This window comes from Vibrio sp. PBL-C16 (assembly GCF_034321865.1).
Lineage (GTDB): Bacteria > Pseudomonadota > Gammaproteobacteria > Enterobacterales > Vibrionaceae > Vibrio > Vibrio alginolyticus.
In genome coordinates, this window is record NZ_JAXLNY010000001.1 from 96,079 (window position 1) to 118,546 (window position 22,468).

Sequence of the window (22,468 nt, forward strand, 5' to 3'; positions counted from 1 at the left end):
CTTCAAGATGGATTTTGAATTAAACGAAGATCAACTCGCGTTTGCCGAAGTAGCAAAGCAGTTTGCAGACCAAATGTTAGCGCCGCACTCGGCCGAGTGGGATGAAAACCATCACTTCCCTAAAGATGTACTGCGTCAGGCGGGTGAACTTGGTTTTCTGAGCATCTATACGCCGCCAGAGCATGGTGGCTTGGGGTTATCTCGTTTGGATGCGGCGATCATTTTCGAGCAGTTGGCTATGGGTTGTACCGCGACTACTGCGTTTATGACCATTCACAACATGGCGACGTGGATGATCACCAGCTTTGCCAAAGCCGAAGTGGCGCAGCAATTTAGCGCGGATCTAATTTCGGGTGAAAAGCTCGCTTCCTACTGTTTAACCGAACCTAATGCCGGCTCTGACGCCGCTTCTCTAACGACTAGCGCAGTGCGTGATGGCGATGAGTTTGTCCTCAATGGCGCAAAAGTGTTTATCTCTGGCGCGGGTGATACAGATGTATTGGTCGTGATGGCGCGTTCGTGTGGTGAAGGAGCGGGTGGCGTTTCTGCATTCGTTGTTCCTGCTGATTGCGAAGGCATTAGCTACGGTAAAAAAGAAGCCAAAATGGGTTGGAACTGCCAGCCAACTCGCATGATTACCTTCGAAAATGTCCGCATTCCGGCTGACTATCTGTTGGGTGAAGAGGGAGAAGGCTTTAAGTTCGCCATGCTTGGTCTGGATGGCGGCCGAATCAATATCGCCACTTGTTCCGTCGGTACTGCGCAACAAGCACTGAACGAAGCCAAACAATACATGACCGAACGCAAACAGTTCGGCCGTTCACTGGCGCAATTTCAAGCGTTGCAGTTCAAGCTTGCTGATATGGCGACTGAGCTGGTCGCTGCGCGTCAAATGGTGCGACTCGCTGCCGCTAAACTCGATGCCCAGCACGCAGAAAAAAGTGCGTACTGTGCCATGGCAAAACGCTTTGCTACTGATGTGGGCTTTAAAGTCTGCGATCAGGCGCTGCAAATTCACGGTGGCTATGGCTACATAAAAGAATATCCAGTCGAGCGCCATTTCCGAGACGTTCGTGTTCACCAAATTCTTGAAGGTACCAACGAAATCATGCGTCTGATCGTCGCAAGACGATTACTAACGGAAGGCGTTGAGCTGCTTTAGTCAGCGAGACACAGCCTTACCTAAAGAAATTAAAAAGGACTGAAAGATTATGACGGCACAAATCAAATTAGAGCGCGAAGCGCATATTGCCAAGCTCACGATTAGTAATCCGCCAGCGAACACTTGGACACTTGAGTCTTTGAATCAGCTAAAAGAGTTGGCGATTGAACTTAGCAATGATCGCTCTATTTATGCGTTGGTTTTAACAGGCGAAGGCGAGAAGTTCTTCTCTGCTGGAGCAGATCTTAATAACTTTGCATCGGGTGATAAATCACAAGCAGCAGACATGGCGTTCGCATTTGGTGAAGCGTTTGAAGCGCTTTCTGCATTCGATGGGGTTTCTATCGCAGCGATTAATGGCTATGCGATGGGCGGCGGTCTGGAAGTGGCGATGGCGTGTGACATTCGTATCGCAGAAGAACAAGTACAAATGGCACTTCCTGAAGCATCGGTAGGTTTGTTGCCGTGTGCGGGTGGGACACAAAACCTGACCGCGTTGGTAGGTGAAGGCTGGGCGAAGCGTATGATTCTATGTGGCGAACGAGTGACGGCCGAGCGAGCGGAAAAAATTGGTTTAGTCGAAGAGGTGGTGGCGAAAGGTCAAGCACTCGAAGCGGCTATGGAACTAGCGCAGCGTGTTGCGGGCCAATCACCGAAATCCATTTCTGCGTGCAAAACGCTCATTCAAGGTCGACGCAGCCAAACTCACGCAGCTGGATTGGTTTTAGAGCGTGAACTGTTTTTACAGCTGTTCAATACACACGATCAGACTGAGGGTGTGAATGCGTTCTTGCAAAAGCGCAAGCCACAATGGACAAACAGCTAGCGGAGGCCAAATGACAGGTACAGTAAATGTTTCAAAACTTAAGTGCGCTGATGGCTCTATTATTGGTGTGCTAGAGCTTGATAATCCAGCTGCTCTCAACGCGTTGAGTTACGTGATGATTGAGAAGTTGTACAAACAGCTTAGTGAATGGCAAACGGACGACAGCGTCGTCGCGGTATTCTTGCATGCTCAAGGTGAAAAAGCGTTTTGTGCTGGCGGAGATATTCAAGCGATCTATCGTGCACTTGAAAACAAAGAGCAAGATTTTGATTCTGCGTTTTCAGCGATGGAAACCTTCTTTGACCTCGAATATCGCTGTGATCATCTTATTCATACTTATCCAAAACCGATCATCGCGTGGGGACATGGTTATTTGATGGGCGGGGGAGTTGGCCTGTTTATGGGTGCCAGCCATCGCGTAGCAGAAACCACCACACGCTTTGCAATGCCAGAGATTAAAATTGGCCTTTACCCAGATGTAGGCGCGACGTACTTCCTAAACCAGTTGCCAAAACATTTGGCACTTTTCCTGAGTTTGACAGCTTGCCAAATTAACGCAACAGATATGAAAGCGTTGGGGTTAAGCCAATGGATTGCACAGCCAGAAAACAAGCAAGTGCTGCTGGATCTGCTTGCATCGGTAAGTTGGAAAGGTGAAGCGAACATCAACGAAAAAATCGCCACTACGCTGCGTTCGGTACACGTGGACGAGCCAACCGAAGGGATGTTGATGCCCTATGCGGAATTGATTGAGCAGTTATGTTCGGGTGACTTAGCGTCAATTGTTGATGCAATCAGCCGTGCTAACGTTGATAGCAAGTGGTTCGTCAATGCGCAAAAAGCACTGAACTATGGCAGTCCGTTGTCGCTCAGTATCACTTATCAGCAGTTAACGCAGTATCAAAACCTCTCTTTGAAAGCGTGTTTTGATATGGAATTTAACCTAACACTACGTTGTGGCTTAGAAGGTGATTTTAGAGAAGGGGTTCGTGCGCTGATTATTGATAAAACCAATCAACCGACTTGGCAACATCGCACGGTTTCTGACGTAACGCCACAAGTTTTGGAGCGCTTCTTCTCGCCAATTGACTCAGCAGAATACCCACTGACCGCATCGTCGGTAGCTATAGCGGCACTTTAGTACAAGGAAGAAATACGATATGGACAAAATTGCATTTATTGGCCTTGGTAACATGGGTGCGCCTATGGCTAAGAATCTACTCAAAGCGGGCTTGAACGTCGAAGTATTTGATTTGAACCCAAACGCAGTTGAGGAGTTGACCGCATTGGGCGCTTCAAGTGCCGATTCCGTTCAGCAGGCAGTACAAGGTGTTGACGTGGTTGTCACTATGCTGCCAGCGAGCCAACACGTTCAAAGCGTTTATCTTGGTCAAGATGGCATCTTAGATAGCGTCGAATCAGGTACCTTGCTGATTGATTCTTCCACCATCGATCCGGCGACTGCTCGTTTGGTTGGCGAAAAAGCATCGCAACTTGGTATCAGTTTTGTTGATGCACCAGTATCTGGTGGCGTTGCGGGCGCAGCAGCAGGTACGTTAACTTTCATTGTTGGCGGCTCACAAGAGAACTTTGTTCAAGCCAGAGCGGTGCTTAGCCACATGGGTAAAAACATCTTCCATGCAGGCGATGCTGGAGCTGGTCAGGTGGCGAAGATCTGCAATAACATGATGTTGGGCATTTTGATGAGCGGCACCTGTGAAGCACTCAATTTAGGGATGGAAAACGGACTCGATCCCAAAGTGCTTTCCGACATCATGTTGCAAAGTTCAGGACGTAACTGGGCGCTAGAGCTTTATAACCCTTGTCCAAGTGTGATGGAAAATACGCCTGCAAGCAATGGTTATCAAGGCGGCTTTATGAGCCAGTTAATGGCTAAAGATCTGGGTCTTGCGATGGAAGCGGCGGTTGCCAGTCAAACATCAACGCCAATGGGCAGCTTGGCTCGTAATCTGTTTAATTTTCACAACGGTCAGGGCAACGGGCAAAAAGATTTTTCAAGCTTGTTTGAGTTCTACCAAAAGCAAAATCAGGCCTAAGGAGCGCTTATGGAGTTAGCAAATAAGGTCATTGCGATCACGGGGGCAGGGCAGGGGCTGGGTAAACAAATGGCACTGTCACTGGCGGAAAATGGCGTTCATCTTGCGCTTATCGACCTCAATTCAGATCAACTGGCTGAAACGAAAGCGGAATGTGAATCTCTCGGCGTTACCGCTCGTTTTTATGTGACGAACGTGACTGACGAACATCAGGTGTGCACTGCTTTTGAGCAAATTGAGGCAGATTTCAAGCAGCTCAATGGCGTTATCAATAACGCAGGTATTATGCGTGATGGTATGTTCATTAAAGTCAAAGATGGTCAGGTTAACACGATGTCGCTGGAACAATTTCAGTCTGTTCTAGATGTGAATGTAACAGGCACTTTCCTGTGTGGCCGTGAAGCGAGCAAGGTAATGCTGAACACCGATAGCAAAGGGGTTCTGATCAACATATCCAGCGTTGCGCGTGCCGGGAATATTGGTCAAACCAACTATTCAGCATCTAAAGCGGCGGTAGCCACCATGGCAACGGTGTGGGCGAAAGAGTTAGGGCGTTTCGGAATTCGCTCAGTGGCGATTGCTCCGGGTGTCATCAAAACTGCCATGACAGACCAAATAAAACCTGAAGCGATGGAACGTTTAATCGGAATGATTCCGGTTGGACGTTTAGGTTTGGCGGATGAAATTTCATCGACCATAAAATACGTGTTAACCAACGAATTCGTGACCGGAAGAGTGTTCGAAGTCGATGGCGGAATGCGAATGTAACCCCCTCTGCAACATAAAAAAGGGGAGCGAGTTTGATTGTCCGCTTCCTTCCACTTTCTCCTTTCTTTTATTGCTTCTATCTGAAAAATGTATTGGATGCATGGTCGACTGTTATCTCATCGAACGGTATAGAAATTTATTCTATTTCTAATGTGAATGGTTAGTTCTATATTGCTTGTCATGTAAATGTATCAACTCACAACTAAGACGATCTTTTGTCTCACTAACGAGATCATTATTCTTGGTGTGTAAAAAATACTCTCATTGGTTATATTGTGACCGAAAACTATTTCGGCATCTAAAGATGGTGATTTATTATTCAGCGCAAAATACATGGGAATATGAGGCTGACTGAATAACCTTCAGTTGTCTTAATAATAAATAATCAGAATTCTCAATTACACTGAAGTAACTACCCATTAGGGAAGAGCAATAATGTCACTATTTCATTCGCTTAGGACGATGCCGCTATTATTGGGGTGTCTGTGTTTTTCTGTTCAGGCATCCACAGAAAAGGTGGAACAGGAAGGTAAGTTTTTACAGTCGTTAGAAGGCATCGAAAATCAAATTTACGCATTACCTCAGAGTTCTTTAGCTTTGATTGAAGCGTTAGAAGAAGAGTCTTTACTACAAAACCAACCAACAGCGCTGTTGGTGCGTTACTGGCTTGCCAAGGCCACGGTTTTAGAGCTGCTAGGGCGCTTAGAAGAGAGTCAGAGTGTCGTTCGAAAAGGATTGGAGCTTGTGCGTCCACAGAGCCATGAGTATCTCCTGTTTAAGTTGATTCAGATGCGAACTATGGTTGGAAAGAGCGATATCGATACCGCGCTTTCTGCGTTGGATAGCTTGTTGGAAACATCGCGTGAGAATGGTGATAAGCAACTTGAATCAGAAATCCTGTTGCTAAAAGGACGCTATTACGATGAGCAAGGTGAGTTTAAAAAATCCTATGCTGCACTTATGTCGTCCATGGATGCGGCTGAATCTTCAGGTGTTCACGGGCTGGTCGAACGTGCAGCACTAGAGCTAGGTGACGTACTTGTCAAAATTCAGGGTTACGACCGATCTGAGGCGCTTTTGGAACAAGCATATCGCTATTTTAGGGATAGGCGTATGTCGTTCAATGAGTTGTTGAGCGTTTTGACGATAGCGAAACTTCATAAAGCACAGTTCCAATACGAAGAGGCGATAGCGTCATATCAGCGAGCGTTAAAGCTGGCTCAAATTATCGGTGATGGACGCTTTAGATTTCGAGTTAACCTTGAACTTGCAGCTTTATATCGCGAGACGAATCAAGAAAAGAAGATGGTTAACCACTTGAAGCTGGCGGAGAATTTACAGTACAGAGAAACGTCTAGCGCGTATTTGGCAACATTTAAGTTGTTACAAGCCGAATATATGTTAGAGCAGCAGCAATTTGAAATACTTTTAGCGATGATCGCACCAATGCTGCCGGAGATTATAGATAGTCGATACGTCAAGCAACAGCAAATGGAGCTACTAAAAGTCGCCGCTATGGCCTATGCGGGAAGCAATGACTTTAAACTAGCATTCGAAACTTACGGTAACTATCACGATAAATTTATCCAATTTAGCAATCAAAGAGAAGTTGAAAATCTTGAGCGCCAGCAGACGTTATTTGAGTTGGAACGACTTGAATATGAAAACGAAGATCTCAATTGGAACAATGTGTTGCAGCGTATGGAGCTAGAAAATAACCGTCGTACTTTTTACTTATTGGGTGAAGCGCTACTTGCGCTCATCGGTGTTCTATTTTTGATGGCGGTAGTATTTCTCGTCGTCAATCGCTCGCGTTTGAGAATGCGTCGCCTCGCAAAGACAGACACATTGACAGGGTTGTTCAATCGCCGTTTTTTAGAGGACTGGTTCACTAAGCTAGTAGAAGTGAGGCGTGAGCGAAAAGAGAAACCGGTACCTCAATCTAAGCAAGAAAAGATACAACACTTTGTTTTTGAGCAAGTCGAGCAAGTTAAGTACGGTTATCTAGCTTTAAATAAATGGGTAGATAGCAAACTCGATAAACAGAAAATGGTGCCAAATAAACCACAATCGGGGCCAGTAACTTTAGCGTTAATCGATGTGGATTATTTCAAGCAGGTAAATGATACCTATGGGCATGTGTTTGGAGATACCGTACTAACGGGCGTTGCCAAAGTGTTGGAGGAAACTGTACGTGAGAACGACATTGTTGCTCGTTTTGGTGGTGAAGAGTTTGTTGTTATTATGCCCAATACAGACCATGAAAACGCCCTTATTACTGCAGAACGTTTACGTAGCGCTTTATCCCTACATGGCTTTGTTACGGAACAGAAAGGAGAAGTGAGAGTGACCTGTAGTTTTGGAGTCGTTACCACTGAAGATAATGAGATGAGTTTTAAATCACTTTGCGATCAGGCCGATAAATTGCTTTATCAAGCGAAAGCGAACGGACGCAACTGCGTGAAAGGTCGCTCGCTAGCGTAACAGAAATCAAGAGTTCAGGCTCATCGCACGATGAATCTGAACTTATCCCTCCCATTTACTTTGATAGCCAAGTGACTTTGAGATCCTTGCTTCGAATATAAAACGCTGAATCTAAAATCTTAAAGTCACTTGGCGATATTACTTAAAAATGGCTTAAGGATATCGAATCGCATATTCATGGCGTTCAATATAACCTCTCTTTTTGCCTCCTTCACCTTCAAAGTGCGAATGCCACTTGTGTCTACAAAACTATAACAAACTAGTGTGTCTATTCTTTGCACAAACAAACCATGTACAGGTGAAATGATTAGTGGTCGATATAAATTTTTTGTGGCACAGATTTTTGTTGTTCAAAAATCAACTCGTTCATCATCGTTTTAAAAATAGATTAATAGTTAACTATTTGATTTTTTTTTATCTTATTTGTTTTTTCTTAAACTAAAATCTAGTTATCCCGACAAGTTCTTGCTGAGCAATTTTTCGTACACCCTCAACTTTTCATCCTTTTTTACTAAGAATTTTCTTTAAAAATAATTTGAGTTCGAATTAATTTTCAGGCATTTTATATTTAACTAACCGTTCAATTAAAAATAACAGGGACGCAAAATGCCAAAGGTGGGGATGCCTGAAATCAGAAAACCGCAGCTTGTGAAAGCGACAATGTCAGTGATTGATAGAGTCGGTTTACACGCGGCGAGTATTTCGTTAATCAGCAAAGAAGCCGGTGTATCAACGGGGATTATCAACCACTATTTCGGTGGTAAGCACGGATTGCTGGAGGAAACGATGCGAGAAATCTTGCGTCAGCTTTCGTCCACTATCACACAGAAGTTACGTGAGCTGCCAAGTGATGCTCATCACCAAAGAATTAACGCCATCATTGATGGTAACTTTGTCGGCTATCAGGCAGAAAACCAAGTTGCTAAGACTTGGCTGGCGTTTTGGTCGTACTCAATGCATGACGAGCAGCTCAAGCGTTTGCAGCGTGTCAACGAACGACGTCTATTGTCCCACCTAAGAAAAGAACTCAAAGCATTATTAAATGCAGAGCAGGCTGAATTGGTTGCTCATGGTATTGCATCACTTATTGATGGAATTTGGCTGCGCGGAACGCTCAACCCGCAAGGCATTGATGCAGAAAAAGCGAGAATCATCATCAACGATTATCTCGAAAAACAACTTACGTTTTATTCTGAAAAAATATAAAAGTTACAGGTCTTCAAAATGGAAATGAAAGCACACTATATCAATGGTGCGATGTACGACGGGTGTTCAGATGAACACTTCACCACTTACAATCCGGCGAATGGTGAGCCATTGGCCAACATTAAACAAGCGAACCAAGACGATCTTCAAGCAGCGATTGAATCGGCAAAAAAAGGTTTTGCTGCATGGTCGGCGATGACTGCGATTGAGCGCAGCCGTATTTTACACAAAGCCGTTGCCATTTTACGTGAGCGTAATGACGAGTTGGCTGCATTGGAAGTGGCAGATACTGGTAAGCCCATTCAAGAAGCTATCGCGGTTGATGTCACAACAGGTGCCGATGTTCTTGAGTACTACGCTGGCCTTGCTCCAAGCCTACAAGGTGAACAGCAGCCACTCAGCGACGATCAGTTTTTCTATACACGTCGTGAGCCATTGGGCATTTGCGCGGGTATTGGCGCTTGGAATTATCCAATTCAAATTGCGATGTGGAAATCGGCGCCAGCACTGGCTGCGGGCAACGCAATGATCTTCAAGCCATCAGAAGAAACACCATTAACGGCGCTTAAGCTCGCCGAAATTTATTCAGAAGCGGGCATGCCAGATGGCGTATTTAATGTCGTGCAAGGGGATTACCGAGTAGGACAGATGCTAACGGCGCATCCTGATATCGCAAAAGTGTCATTCACGGGTGAGTCAGGCACCGGTAAAGTCGTCATGAGTGACAGCGCTAAGACACTAAAACAAGTAACGATGGAGCTTGGTGGTAAGTCTCCACTGATTATTTTTGATGATGCGAAGTTAAACGATGCCGTTTCTGCGGCCATGGTGGCGAACTTCTACACCCAAGGTGAGGTTTGTACGCACGGTACACGTGTATTTGTCCATGAAGGTATTTATGACGACTTTATCGCACAGCTTAAAGCCCGAACCGAGCTGTTAGTCGTCGGCGATCCGCTTGATGAGAACACGCAAATTGGCGCGCTAATCTCTAAAGATCATGAATCGAAAGTTCTAGGAGCGATTGAAGTCGCGAAAGCGAGTGGCGCGACGTTACTGACTGGCGGCTACAAAGTAACAGACAATGGCCTAGCCAATGGTAACTTTGTTGCTCCAACCGTATTTGTCGATTGCGATGATGACATGAGCCACGTTCAACAAGAAATCTTTGGCCCGGTAATGTCAGTTCTGAAATTCCGCGATGAGTCGGAAGTGATTGCGCGTGCAAATGGCACCGATTATGGCTTAGCGGCAGGTGTATTTACTCAAAACCTATCTCGTGCGCACCGTGTGATCCATCAAATTCAAGCGGGTATTTGTTGGGTGAACACATGGGGTGACTCACCTGCGGAAATGCCAGTTGGCGGCTACAAGCAATCAGGTGTTGGCCGTGAAAACGGAGTCGAAACCCTTAAACATTACACACAAACGAAGAGTGTTCTGGTTCAGCTAAGCGACTTCGAAAGCCCTTACAAATGATACTACTCATAGTAGATAACTGACCACTTTAGCTTGTTAAAATGCTCGATAACTACGTTGTCAATTTTGATTGTAGGTTAACTACTTATCAAAATTTCCGCCTTGTTCTCAAGCATTTTTCCTACGCTAATTTCGTTCACTTATCTAGGGTGATTAGTATTAACTCCTAGGAGAATAAAAATGCAACAACACTACGATTACATCATCGTCGGTGCGGGTTCGGCCGGCTGTGTGTTAGCGGATCGCTTAAGTGAAAGTGGTCAAAATTCGGTCCTATTACTCGAAGCGGGTGGGTCGGATAAAAGTATTTTTATCCAAATGCCAACAGCGCTTTCTTACCCGATGAACACTGAAAAATACGCGTGGCAGTTTGAGACGGTTGAAGAGCAAGGGTTGGATGGTCGCCAACTTCATTGTCCTCGCGGAAAAGTTCTGGGCGGTAGCTCATCTATCAACGGCATGGTTTACGTTCGCGGACACGCTTGTGACTTTGACCAGTGGGAAGAGGAAGGCGCGAAAGGCTGGAATTATCAGTCGTGTTTGCCTTATTTCCGTAAAGCAGAGTCTTGGATTGGTGGTGCTGATGAATATCGGGGCGATCACGGTCCAGTCGGCACATGTAACGGCAACGATATGAAGCTCAATCCACTGTACCAAGCTTTTATTGATGCAGGCAAAGAAGCTGGCTACCCAGAAACAAAAGATTACAACGGTTATCAGCAAGAGGGCTTTGGCCCAATGCATATGACCGTCGACAAAGGCGTACGCGCTTCGACCTCTAATGCATACTTAAGCCGCGCTAAAAAACGCAAAAACTTCACCCTAATGAAGAGGGTGACGGTTCATCGAGTTTTATTAGAAGAAACTGGTGCAGAAGGTAAGAAAGCGGTAGGCGTTGAATTTGAAAAGTCAGGTTCAATTCAGCAATGTTTTGCGAATAATGAAGTGATTTCGAGTGCGGGTTCGGTTGGCTCCGTTCAGCTGTTGCAGCTTTCAGGCATTGGCCCTAAGGCAGTATTAGAAAAAGCGGGCATTGAGGTGAAACACTCGTTGGAAGGGGTAGGTAAAAACCTGCAAGATCACTTAGAAGTGTACTTCCAATATCATTGTAAGCAACCTATCACGCTCAACAGCAAATTAGGCTTGGTGAGCAAGGGCTTGATTGGCACTGAGTGGATATTAACTCGCAAAGGCCTAGGGGCTACTAACCACTTTGAATCGTGTGCGTTTATCCGCTCTCGTGAAGGACTAAAGTGGCCAAATATTCAATATCACTTCTTGCCAGCGGCAATGCGCTATGACGGGCAAGCTGCTTTTGATGGTCATGGTTTCCAAGTGCACGTTGGACCTAACAAGCCAGAAAGTCGCGGGTCGGTTGAAGTTGTCTCTGCGAATCCGAATGATAAGCCGAAGATTGAGTTTAACTACATTTCCACTGAACAAGATAAGCAGGATTGGCGTGATTGTATTCGCCTTACTCGCGAGATCCTCAATCAGCCAGCCATGGATGAGTTTCGTGGGGACGAGATCCAACCCGGTCTGAACATCACAACGGATGAACAGATTGATGAATGGGTGAAGCAAAACGTCGAGAGTGCTTACCATCCATCTTGTACCTGCAAAATGGGCGCAGATAATGACCCATTAGCCGTCTTAAATGAGCGATGCCAAGTACGCGGTATTCAAGGCTTGCGTGTGGTGGACTCTTCTATTTTCCCAACCATTCCGAACGGTAATTTAAATGCGCCAACGATTATGGTGGCAGAACGCGCCGCGGATATGATTTTGGATAACGCCCTAGAAACGTCGAACAACGTACCAGTTTGGATTGCACCGGACTGGCAAGAGATGCAACGAATGCATCCGCCAAAAAGAGATCTCGATTCGATCTCATAAAATGAAAAAGTCAGTAATCATTACAAGGAATTCAACATGTCTAAGATGACAAAAATCTTCTCAACAATTGCACTAAGTACTTTAGCAACAAGCGCTTACGCCAACCAATGTGAAACGGTTCGTTTCGCAGATGTAGGTTGGACTGACATCACAGCGACCACTGCCGTTACATCAGAGTTACTTAAAGGGTTGGGGTACAAAACGAAGACTGATCTTCTGTCTGTGCCTGTAACTTACTCCTCTATGGCTAATGGCGATATCGACATTTTCTTAGGTAACTGGATGCCAACGATGGAAGGTGATATCGCGAAATACCGTGATGCAGGTACCGTTGAAACCGTACGCGCGAACCTCGTTGGCGCAAAATACACGCTAGCGGTTCCAAAATACGTTTATGACGCAGGCGTGACCAACTTCGCTGACCTAGTAAAACATGCCGACAAATTTAAAGACCGCATTTACGGCATTGAACCTGGAAACGATGGCAACCGCTTAATTCAGTCAATGATTGATAGCAACGCATTCGGCCTAAAAGATTTCAGCCTAGTTGAGTCCAGTGAAGCTGGCATGGTGTCTCAAGTATCACGTGCCGCACGCCGCAATCAATGGATTGTGTACCTAGGTTGGGCGCCGCACCCAATGAATAGTAACGTTGAAATGGAATATCTAGCGGGTGGTGATGACTTCTTCGGTCCTAACTACGGCGGCGCGAACGTCTACACAAACGTACGTAAAAATTACCTCGCTGAGTGTCCAAATGTAGGTCAGCTAGTGAAAAATCTAGAGTTTAACCTAGAAATGGAAAATGAACTGATGGAAGCGATTCTTAACCAGAAACAGAAGCCATCAAAAGCAGCGCAAGCATGGTTGAATGCAAACCAAGAGCAAATTGAAGCGTGGCTAGAGGGCGTGAAAACGGTGGATGGCCAAGATGCGCTAACAGCTATTACAAACTACTTAAAAACAAACGCTTAATAAGCAGTATTTGAGCTCGTTTTTTTAAAAGAAAGTGGGCAGTTTTGCCCGCTTCATTAACACAAAGGTTTTATTTTGAATTTTATTACGGACAACAAACTACCGTTGGGCCAATGGATGGAAACTGGCGTCGATTGGTTAACCATCAATGCATCGGGTTTTTTCGATGCAATCTCTATTACACTTGAAACGATCATTCTTTTCGTGGTGGACATTTTTAAATGGATGCCACCTGCAGCGCCAATCATTATGACGGCGGCAATTGCTTGGTTCTTACATCGCAGCATTCCTCTTGTCGTATTTATCGTGTTGGCCTTACTCGCAATTCTCAACCTTGGTTACTGGCAAGAAATGCTGGAAACCTTTGTCCTTGTGTTTGCAGCGACAACGATTTCCGTATTAATTGGCGTGCCGTTGGGCATTATGGCGGCGCACCGTCCTTGGTTATACACCTTGTTGCGGCCAATACTCGATTTAATGCAGACCGTCCCGACATTCGTTTACCTAATTCCAACCTTGGTTCTGTTTGGATTGGGTATTGTCCCAGGTCTAATCTCGACCATCATTTTCGCTATCGCTGCGCCAATTCGATTGACGTACCTCGGCATTATTAAAGTGCCGGAGGAGCTACTTGAAGCGGGTAAAGCATTTGGTGCCAGCCGCATGAAGCTACTGTTTAAGGTGGAGTTGCCTGCGGCATTGCCAAGTATTATGGCTGGCGTTACGCAGTGCATTATGTTGTCTCTTTCTATGGTTGTCATTGCGGCGCTTGTTGGTGCTGATGGGCTTGGTAAGCCAGTCGTACGTGCACTGAATACGGTAAACATTTCACAAGGTTTTGAAGCTGGTTTAGCGATTGTACTCGTTGCCATCATTCTTGACCGCTTGTGTAAAGCACCAAACCAGAAGGAGGCATAATCATGGACGCTATTACTATTAAAAATCTTGATGTCGTTTTTGGTCAGCAACAAGCACAGGCGCTAGCACTACTAGATCAAGGGAAATCTCGACAAGAAATCATTGATGAAACTGGCCAAGTGGTTGGGGTTGATAATGTTTCGCTGAACGTGAAACAGGGTGAGATCTGTGTCTTGATGGGGCTTTCAGGCTCGGGTAAATCAAGTTTGCTGCGAACGGTTAACGGATTGAACGATATTTCTCGTGGCTCTCTGAAAATCAAAGATGGCGACGATATGGTTGAGCTCTCTAACTGTGACGAACAGAAACTGCGCCACCTTCGTACGCACCGCGTGTCCATGGTGTTTCAGAAGTTTGCATTGATGCCATGGTTAACGGTGTTAGACAATGTAGCGTTTGGTCTAGAGATGCAAGGCATTGGTAAAGCAGAGCGTCGTAAAAAGGCGCGTGAACAGCTCGAAATGGTCGGTTTGTCTGAGTGGGAAACCAAATTCCCGCACGAGCTTTCTGGTGGTATGCAGCAGCGTGTTGGCCTAGCGCGAGCGTTTGCGATGGACACTGATATCTTGTTAATGGATGAACCGTTTTCAGCACTTGATCCATTGATTCGTGCTCAGCTTCAAGATGAATTGATTCTGCTTCAAGAAAAGCTAAACAAAACCATTCTTTTTGTAAGTCACGACTTGGATGAGGCGCTTAAAATCGGCAACAACATCGCCATTATGGAATCAGGAAAGCTGATTCAACATGGCAAGCCAGAACAGATCATTCTTGCTCCAGAAAACGATTATGTGGCGGACTTTGTTGCTCACACTAATCCATTAAATGTACTGAAGGGACGTTCCTTAATGCGTGACGATTTGGTTCGCGAAGATACGCGTGTTCTGATTTGCCCTGATAAAGATATTTGGGTGATACAAGAGAGCAAGGGGTTAAGTTTAGCGGATAAAGGTAAATCGTTGATTCAATGGAAGAGCGACTCTTCGAACCTTGACGAAGTTAATAAAAACTCTCTGGTTCAGGTTAGCCCAGAAATCAGTATGCGAGAAGCGATTGAACTTAAACAGCGTAGCAATCAACCTCTGCTTATGGTTGAAGATAATAAACTGGTTGGTGTGTTGAGCGACAATGAGCTTTACGATGCATTGCTTGGTAATTTTAAGTCAGAGCAAGTTGCGTAAAGTTGACGCAGAACCAAGTAAAAAAGAGCCGCATTAATGTGCGGCTCTTTTTAGTTTAAACAATGATTTAAGTCGCTAAGCTAAGACAATGGTCGACTATAGAGTCGTAATTACGTCATCCATTGCAAGGCGCGCTTTTGGAAGACCATGATTATAATCTTCCCCATCTTTATGGTAGCCAATCGCTAGCGCAACTTCACAGATATGGCCCTCGAGCTCTTCTTTAAACTCTTCTCCAATCAGAGCAGGATCGACACCTTCCATCGGTGTTGAGTCAATGCCTAGTCGTGCCAATGTGTGTAGTAGGTTGCCTAGTGCCAAATAGACTTGTGCTTTTGTCCAGTTTCCGTTGAAGCCATTTTCGTCCGTATTTGCATCGGCAAAAGCGTAAGCACCCATAAAGTTGTTGTACATCTCCGCTGGCAAGTGGCCAGATGTTACTTCTGCATCCACACGTTTCGCAAATTTCTCTTTAGTAAATTTAGGATCGTAAGCAAACAGAATCGTATGTGATGCGGCTTTCGCGTGTGGTTGGTTAAACTGGTGCATATTTGCAAACGTATTGTGGAAACGTTGCTTCGCTTCATCACTTTCAATAACGATGAATTTCCATGGTTGTGAGTTGATAGAAGACGCCGACAAACGCAGTGCTTCTTTGATTATCGCCATGTCTTCTTGAGAAACGCGCTTGGTTTCATCATATTTTTTTGCAGTGTAACGGTTATTTAGATCGGTAATGATTTGATGGGACACGTTTATATCCTCTTTATGTGATGACAGATGAGGATGCACTAGCATCGACAACCATGCGTACCTCGAATATGGGTTCATGATAATGGATATTTTTTCATTGATAAGAGGGTGTTTATTTAAATCACTTTTTACTTTTTGTTGAAAATCGATGTGAGTTGATCGATTTGAAACTTAAAAGTCCTTATTTGGAAGCTTTTATTTGATATTAAATTAAACTCATATTGAGGCGTAGGGGAAAGCAACATGAACGTGATTGAAGTTTTTAATGATAGCTATGAACGTTGTACTTCAGATCAGGAGTTTTTCGACTTGTTCTACAAAAATTTATGGTCGAAAAGCGCCAACTTTAGACAGAAGTTTGACGGTATAGACATGCACCAACAAGTGAGAATGCTTAGAGGGTCTATCGTGTTTTTTATGATGGCAGATACCTCGACCGAAGCGCACAAAATGGTGGAAAAGTATGGGAAAAAGCATGCAAGTGCCGAAATTGGTATAGAGCCGCAGGATTTTGATGTTTGGCTTGAGAGTTTGTTAGAAACGGTTCGACAGTGTGATTCTGGGTACGATGCCGATGTTGAAACCGCTTGGCGAACATGCTTTAAAACGGGCTTAGAAGTAATGAAACAAGAATGTGATAAAGAAGATGGGCACATCCTTAAAGCGAGTACCAAATAAGGAAGTAACGTGAGTGGTCGTTACTTCCTAGGGGCAAAATCTTACTTATCTTGTGTCTCTTTATTCTTTTTCACCGCTTCGGCGATATCACTGACAGCTTCGACAAGATTGATCGGCATTGGAAAAATAATAGTGGATGTTTTGTCTGTAGTGATTTCAGTGAGTGTCTGCATGTAACGTAATTGCAGTGCATTCGGTGCTTCGTTGAGCATTTGCGCTGCTTCTTTTAATTTATTTGAAGCCTCTAACTCACCAGTAGCGTGAATGATCTTCGCCCTACGGTTACGTTCTGCTTCTGCCTGACGGGCTAGGGCTCTGACCATGCTGTCATTTAAATCAACATGTTTGACTTCAACCGTAGCAATCTTGATTCCCCAGTCATCAGTCTGTTGATCGAGAATGGATTGTAAATCCTTATTGAGGCGTTCTCGCTCTGATAGCAATTCATCGAGTTCATGCTGACCCAATACCGAGCGTAGCGTGGTTTGTGCTAACTGACTGGTGGCATCGCTGTAGCTTTCAATATTGTTAATCGCCATTTGAGGATCGACTACGCGAAAATAAACGACCGCGTTGACGCGCACAGAAACGTTATCTTTGGTAATTAAATCTTGTGTCGGCACATCCAAAACGACAGTACGTAAATCAACCCTCACCATTTGCTGAATAAATGGGATAAGGATGATCAAACCAGGTCCTTTGACTTCTTGAAATCGACCAAGAAAGAACACAACCCCACGTTCGTATTCTCTCAAAACCTTGAACATTTGGGTCGCTAGTGCGAACAGCAGCACCACGATCACCGCAACGGTATAGAGCATCATAAAGCGCCTCCTATTTATTTTGGCGGTCATCAGGCATCACAGTTAAGGTCAGCCCTTTAACATTAACAATGGTGACGTGATCACCTTGTTTGAATTGTTGATGGTCTTTGGCTTTAGCTCGCCATAACGCACCGTTGAGTTGAACGCGTCCTTCGCCATCGATAAAGTCATCGCTTACCACGGCGACCTTCCCAGGGTAAGTCTCTAAACCCGTCGTTACACGCCGGCGACGAATTTTGAGCAGCAGGCCGACGGTCAGCACGATTAGAGCCACGGAAAATATGGCAATACCAAAAATCAAAGGAAGGGCGATCTGGAATCCTGGTAACTCACTGTCCATGAGAAATATCGAACCGAGTACAAAGGCGACAACACCGCCTAAGCCCAAAATACCAAAGCTCGGGCTGAATGCTTCCGCTATCATTAGTGCAATACCGAGTAACAGCAGACCAAGACCTGCGTAGTTGACGGGCATCATTTGTAATGCGTACATGGCAAGAAGCAGACAAATCCCACCTAGCACACCGGGTAAGCCAATTCCTGGGTTGTAAAATTCAAGAAGTAAACCGTAGATGCCGATGAGCATTAGAATGTAGGCAACGTTTGGATTGGTGATAACGGCTAACATTTCTGCTCGCCAATCTGGCGTTCTTTCAACCCATGTTGGATTTTCAAGTGACAATGTCACAGTGCGATTGTTTACTTTAACAGTTTGCCCATCTATGGCTTTGACTAAGTCCTCTGGCGAATTGGCGATGTAATCGATTACGTTTAACTCTAATGCTTCTGTTGCATCCAAGCTCGCCGCCTCGCTTACTGCTTTCTCTGCCCATTCTGCATTTCGTCCATGAAGTTTTGCTAAGCCTTTAATGTAGGCTTTGGCGTCGTTAATTACCTTTTTCTCCATTGCGGTTTTAGCGGGAACTTTCTCTGAGCTTTCGTTGGTTCCTTCTGGCGTTTCTTCCGCGTTTTGATCTTTGCCATCATCCGATGAAGGAGGTTGAGGCGCACCACCTAACGCGACGGGCGTTGCAGCTCCGAGGTTTGTCGCTTCAGCCATGGCGGCTACGTGACTAGCGAGCAAGATGTATGTTCCGGCACTGGCGGCTCTAGAACCAGATGGGCCGACCCAAGTCGCAATGGGAGTCGAGGAGGTGGTAATCGCGTGAATAATATCTCGCATTGCGCTATCTAAGCCGCCTGGTGTGTCCATCTCTAAGATCACTAAACTGACACCGTTTAGTTGAGCTTCTTCTATTTCACGAGATAAATAGTCGCTAGTAGCAGGCCCTATAGCGCCTTTGACAGGAACAATCCAAACGGTATTCGCCAGTGCTTGACTGGCCATCAAGAGTAAAGGTAAGAACCATATCCATAGTCGTTTCATGCAGTCCTCCTTGTGTGGTCACAGGGACTTTTTGAAATCCTAATTCAAGTATATCCAAATAACTTAGAGATGCTTGAGTATAGGTCCTAATGAATAAGTTGCCGAGGCTAATTAGGAGACTACTTTTTTATATATAAACGCTGTGTGAGATAGTAAACTAAAGCAAATTATTGGTAATTGTGACGTTTATGTTTATTGTTCAGCGTTTGATTAAGTTGGCAGTTATCTGTGCCGTATTCTTTACTATTTTCGATCTGATCTCGTATGGAGAGGTGACTTGGTTTCAACGGTTTTTGGCTTTTCTACACTAAACTCAGATTTCAATACGTTAGCTCCTCATAAGGCGATCGATTTCTTCCTATTCGCCTTATTACTCCCTCTTCAACCAAAGCCTTAAACAAAGCAATACTTAACTCGTTTTTTCAACTTCCTGTCGGTGGAAAAAACGCCAAAGTGCAACTAAATTCATATCAATGACAAGTTTAAGGTATGTAGTTGATGAGGCAATTCAGCGCAATCGCACTAGCTGTTGTAACACTCATTTTGAGCCAAACAACAACCGCAAGAAACGCGAAGATGTTAGGTGATATCTCCCTAGTTCAGCCCATACAGGGTGATCCTAATGTGGATATTAAGCTAGCGAGAATTGGCTGGCATCTCTTCCGCGATCCTCAATTATCGTCAAATGGTAATGTCAGCTGCGCGACATGCCACAATCTGCAAACCAATGGAGCTGAAAATACACCAGTCTCTACGGGGGTGAAAGGTGATGGAATTAGAAATTCTATAACAGTGTTTAATGCAGCGTTAAATTATCGTTTTTTATGGGATGGTACGGAAAACACCTTGATGGCTCAGATTGATGGTCCAATCCATAATCCAATGGAAATGGACTCAAACTGGCAAACGATAGAGCAATATGTAAAAGAGAGTGAACATTATCAAGCGCTATTTAATCGTGACGGTGAATTGCCGATTAACGTTCATAATATCAAGTCCGCTATTGTGGAGTTTGTTGAAGGGCTGCAGACGCCTGGCGCACCATTCGATGCTTACTTATTGGGTTACACGCATGTACTGAGTGAACAGCAAATCAGAGGTTGGAAAACATTTCAGACTTCAGGTTGTGTGCAGTGTCATCAGGGCAAAAATATCGGCGGAGCGATGATCCAAAGGTTCGCCTATTTCAAGGATAAGCCAGTAGTAGAGGACTCGGGCAGGCAACTCGTTACGATAGAAGATGAAGAGCGATTCTATTTTAGAGTAGCCAGTTTACGCAATGTCGCGCTAACGAGTCCTTATTTTCATAATGGGCAAGTCGATAAGTTATCCGACGCGATACAAATCATGGCTAAAACCCAGCTCGGTATAACGATGAACGATGAGAATGTCGCGGACATTGAAGCATTCTTGCAGTCGTTGACAGCACCTAGACCCATAATTTTAGAGGTGTTGGAAAATGAATAAATTCAAACTGATCAATTTGTGCTTTTTTATTGGGATACTGGCGTGCTGCACACTGGCGTATATGTCGTATATGAACTCAAAAAACGCTCAAGAATTTCATGCAGAGCTAATGAATATCGGACATGAATTGATTGAAGAGCGTGATGTTATCGTGAACCGATATGCCGTTGAAGATAGGAAAAACTATGAGTTAACAACATCTTTAGTAGAGATAGAAATCGCAGCACAGGCACTGTTGGAATCATCAAAGGCATCAGTTTGGTTTCCCGTGACACCCAATCGTATAAAAGTTAGGGATACGCTTGAACAGTTTAAGGAGCGAGTGCTTCAAACAACGTTGAAGCTTGATATGTTAATTGGTGTTCAGGTAGAAAATCGGTATGCATTACTCATGTTGTTCAATTTGTATCAGCAAGATGTTTCTATCGATAGCGGTCAATCATTGGGTGGCAGTCGTTATTTTGAATTTCTCAACCAGCTGCTTCTAACACAAACTGAAGTTGAGAGTGAAAAGGAAGCGAACTTCCTTAAACGGCTTCAAACGAGTGATAAAAGAATTGAATTGCTGACGAATGAACTGCTTGATCACACTTATATTGAGTTTGTCGAAAGCTCAGAGCATCGGTTACTCAATATTGCTCAAAGTGAGGCGCGTTTTACGTGGTTGTTTGTATTTATCGCGGTGATGTTTCTAGTTAGCGCGTTTGTTTATCAGTCACATCACCGAATGCATAACTTAAAACAGTTGAATCTTGAAATTGAAGAGGCGAGAAACAAAGCCGAGCGAGCGGCAAAAGCGAAATCAAATTTTCTTGCTGCAATGAGTCACGAACTGAGAACGCCGATGAATGGCGTACTAGGGCTTTCTCAAATGATTGCAGAAGAGACCAAAGAGCCGACGACGAAAGAGCACATTAGGGTTATTCTTGACTCTGGCCAGCATCTGATGACTATCCTCAACGATGTTTTGGATTTTTCTAAAGTTGAAGAAAACAAACTGGAATTTGAGCAAGCTAAGTTTAAGCTCGATCAAGTGCTTTCTCCGGTGTGTAGCGCAATAAAACCACTTGTTGATGAAAAAAATATCGAGTTAATCTTGGAAAACGAGGTTTCTGAATATACCGAATTTACTGGGGATTGTGCGCGTTTACGACAGATCTTATTTAATCTCGCCGGTAACGCGGTGAAGTTTACCAATGAAGGGCATGTGCTGGTTAGAACCGAGTTAGATGAATCGAATCAGTTGTTGGTCATGCGCGTGAGCGACACCGGTATTGGTATTGCGCCAGACAAGCACGAGCATATTTTTAACTCGTTTGAGCAAGCAGACTCATCAACGACTCGAAGGTTCGGCGGAACAGGGCTTGGGTTAGCCATCGTCAAAAAACTAACCGATTTGATGGGTGGCCATATAACTCTGAAGAGTATAGAAGGCGTTGGAAGTCAATTTATCGTTGAGTTGCCGATTCCTTGGGTAGAATCTGCTCCGAAAAAGCAGCAAGAAGCACCGAAACCTCGCGCAAAATCACACCATTTAAAGATACTACTTGCTGATGATAACCGTGTGAATGCCATTGTGGCAAAAGGGTTTTGCGAAAAGCTCGGGCATGAAGTGGATGTAGCAGAAAATGGGTTAATCGCGGTTAAAAAGGCGAAAGAGAACGAGTATGACCTGATCTTGATGGACAACCATATGCCCGAGATGAATGGTGTTGAGGCGACACGCGTTATCCGACAAGAGTTAGGTATCAAGACATTACTCTTTGCGTACACGGCAGACGTATTTCGTGAAGCTCACGATAGCTTTATTGAAGCAGGAGCAGACCATGTGCTTACAAAACCGCTACAGCATGAGAGCTTTTCAGACGCTCTCAAACAGTTTGCAGCCAGACTCGAACCGAAACGGAATCCGCCACTAACGAATGACAGCAATGTGCTTCAGTTGCAACGTAAGCCAATCGAGAACTTAAGGTTAACAGAGGAAGAACTCTCCCGTTCAGGCATGTTTACTTCTTTACGAGATGAGCCAGAAGCGCTTGACGAGCTGCTAAAAAGCATTATTGTCGATTTTGAGACATCTGTTGATGAGCTTATTGAATACTTTATGGCTGAAGACTTTGCTTCATTAGCGCTGACGTTGCACAAAACGAAAGGGATGGCACTGAACCTAAGTTTACCTATTTTGGCGAGCCAAACGGAGGCCCTGGAAACTCAACTTAAAGCCAACCAAAGTCCCGAGATTGAGCAGTTGCAGATGCTGATCAATCGGTTACAGGTCAACATCCATCAGTCTCATAGACTTTTGGATGATATACAGAAGAACAATGCCGATCCTCAACAGATTTTATAGTCCCTGTGAGTGCGATGCTTTCCTTAACTCATTTTGTTGTGGTTTACTGTGGCAAGG

18 protein-coding genes are annotated in these 22,468 nt (G+C 44.7%); 15 read left to right on the forward strand and 3 right to left on the reverse strand.

Annotated elements, in window-relative coordinates; all coding sequences use genetic code 11:
* Positions 1 to 7: 7 nt before the first annotated feature.
* The 12 genes from UQW94_RS00395 (at position 8) to choV (ending at position 14,952) form a co-directional block, all read left to right on the forward strand.
* Positions 8 to 1,162, forward strand: coding sequence for an acyl-CoA dehydrogenase family protein (locus UQW94_RS00395; protein WP_213893479.1), 1,155 nt, complete (start codon positions 8 to 10; stop codon positions 1,160 to 1,162).
* A 49-nt stretch (positions 1,163 to 1,211) separates the two neighbouring features.
* Positions 1,212 to 1,988, forward strand: a complete 777-nt coding sequence (locus UQW94_RS00400; RefSeq protein WP_017820334.1) for an enoyl-CoA hydratase — start codon at positions 1,212 to 1,214, stop codon at positions 1,986 to 1,988.
* Positions 1,989 to 1,998: 10 nt separating this feature from the next.
* Positions 1,999 to 3,129: an enoyl-CoA hydratase/isomerase family protein gene (locus UQW94_RS00405; RefSeq protein WP_213893478.1), complete on the forward strand. Its 1,131-nt coding sequence runs from the start codon at positions 1,999 to 2,001 to the stop codon at positions 3,127 to 3,129.
* A gap of 19 nt (positions 3,130 to 3,148) precedes the next feature.
* Entirely contained in the window at positions 3,149 to 4,045 is an 897-nt protein-coding gene (gene mmsB, locus UQW94_RS00410) for a 3-hydroxyisobutyrate dehydrogenase (RefSeq protein ID WP_017633668.1), read from the forward strand.
* Between the two features lie 9 nt (positions 4,046 to 4,054).
* Positions 4,055 to 4,813 carry an SDR family oxidoreductase gene (locus tag UQW94_RS00415; protein WP_322141902.1) on the forward strand — a complete coding sequence of 253 codons (759 nt, stop codon included), beginning with the start codon at positions 4,055 to 4,057 and terminating at the stop codon, positions 4,811 to 4,813.
* A gap of 462 nt (positions 4,814 to 5,275) precedes the next feature.
* Positions 5,276 to 7,297 carry a diguanylate cyclase gene (locus UQW94_RS00420; RefSeq protein ID WP_416153099.1) on the forward strand — a complete coding sequence of 674 codons (2,022 nt, stop codon included), beginning with the start codon at positions 5,276 to 5,278 and terminating at the stop codon, positions 7,295 to 7,297.
* 606 nt (positions 7,298 to 7,903) lie between these two features.
* Positions 7,904 to 8,503: a transcriptional regulator BetI gene (betI, locus tag UQW94_RS00425; protein ID WP_262640848.1), complete on the forward strand. Its 600-nt coding sequence runs from the start codon at positions 7,904 to 7,906 to the stop codon at positions 8,501 to 8,503.
* Between the two features lie 18 nt (positions 8,504 to 8,521).
* Positions 8,522 to 9,982, forward strand: coding sequence for a betaine-aldehyde dehydrogenase (betB, locus tag UQW94_RS00430; RefSeq protein ID WP_213965460.1), 1,461 nt, complete (start codon positions 8,522 to 8,524; stop codon positions 9,980 to 9,982).
* A 180-nt stretch (positions 9,983 to 10,162) separates the two neighbouring features.
* Positions 10,163 to 11,878 carry a choline dehydrogenase gene (gene betA, locus UQW94_RS00435; protein WP_005373209.1) on the forward strand — a complete coding sequence of 572 codons (1,716 nt, stop codon included), beginning with the start codon at positions 10,163 to 10,165 and terminating at the stop codon, positions 11,876 to 11,878.
* Positions 11,879 to 11,914: 36 nt separating this feature from the next.
* Positions 11,915 to 12,853 (forward strand): choline ABC transporter substrate-binding protein, encoded by a 939-nt coding sequence (locus UQW94_RS00440; protein ID WP_213911899.1) that lies wholly within the window; start codon positions 11,915 to 11,917, stop codon positions 12,851 to 12,853.
* 75 nt (positions 12,854 to 12,928) lie between these two features.
* Complete coding sequence (choW, locus tag UQW94_RS00445) at positions 12,929 to 13,771, forward strand: choline ABC transporter permease subunit (RefSeq protein ID WP_005392552.1); 843 nt, start codon at positions 12,929 to 12,931, stop codon at positions 13,769 to 13,771.
* A 2-nt stretch (positions 13,772 to 13,773) separates the two neighbouring features.
* Positions 13,774 to 14,952 carry a choline ABC transporter ATP-binding protein gene (choV, locus tag UQW94_RS00450; RefSeq protein ID WP_213972714.1) on the forward strand — a complete coding sequence of 393 codons (1,179 nt, stop codon included), beginning with the start codon at positions 13,774 to 13,776 and terminating at the stop codon, positions 14,950 to 14,952.
* A 96-nt stretch (positions 14,953 to 15,048) separates the two neighbouring features.
* Here choV and UQW94_RS00455 read toward each other — a convergent pair whose 3' ends face one another.
* Positions 15,049 to 15,705: an NAD(P)H-dependent oxidoreductase gene (locus tag UQW94_RS00455; RefSeq protein ID WP_042523604.1), complete on the reverse strand. Its 657-nt coding sequence runs from the start codon at positions 15,703 to 15,705 to the stop codon at positions 15,049 to 15,051.
* Positions 15,706 to 15,948: 243 nt separating this feature from the next.
* Between UQW94_RS00455 and UQW94_RS00460 the strand changes: the two genes are divergently transcribed.
* Positions 15,949 to 16,383, forward strand: a complete 435-nt coding sequence (locus tag UQW94_RS00460) for a globin (RefSeq protein WP_031780773.1) — start codon at positions 15,949 to 15,951, stop codon at positions 16,381 to 16,383.
* Positions 16,384 to 16,424: 41 nt separating this feature from the next.
* Here the strand turns inward: UQW94_RS00460 and UQW94_RS00465 are convergent, their stop codons facing one another.
* The gene (locus UQW94_RS00465; RefSeq protein ID WP_005373196.1) at positions 16,425 to 17,207 is read right to left on the reverse strand and encodes a slipin family protein; all 783 of its coding nucleotides are present in this window, start codon (positions 17,205 to 17,207) and stop codon (positions 16,425 to 16,427) included.
* Positions 17,208 to 17,217: 10 nt separating this feature from the next.
* Positions 17,218 to 18,594 carry an NfeD family protein gene (locus tag UQW94_RS00470; RefSeq protein ID WP_047101372.1) on the reverse strand — a complete coding sequence of 459 codons (1,377 nt, stop codon included), beginning with the start codon at positions 18,592 to 18,594 and terminating at the stop codon, positions 17,218 to 17,220.
* 498 nt (positions 18,595 to 19,092) lie between these two features.
* Here UQW94_RS00470 and UQW94_RS00475 point away from each other — a divergent pair, with 498 nt between their 5' ends.
* Together UQW94_RS00475 and UQW94_RS00480 are read left to right on the forward strand one after the other, a co-directional pair.
* Entirely contained in the window at positions 19,093 to 20,061 is a 969-nt protein-coding gene (locus UQW94_RS00475; RefSeq protein WP_017820324.1) for a cytochrome-c peroxidase, read from the forward strand.
* Complete coding sequence (locus UQW94_RS00480) at positions 20,054 to 22,411, forward strand: ATP-binding protein (protein ID WP_322141904.1); 2,358 nt, start codon at positions 20,054 to 20,056, stop codon at positions 22,409 to 22,411. The genes UQW94_RS00475 and UQW94_RS00480 overlap by 8 nt, the downstream gene beginning before the upstream one ends.
* Positions 22,412 to 22,468: the final 57 nt, after the last annotated feature.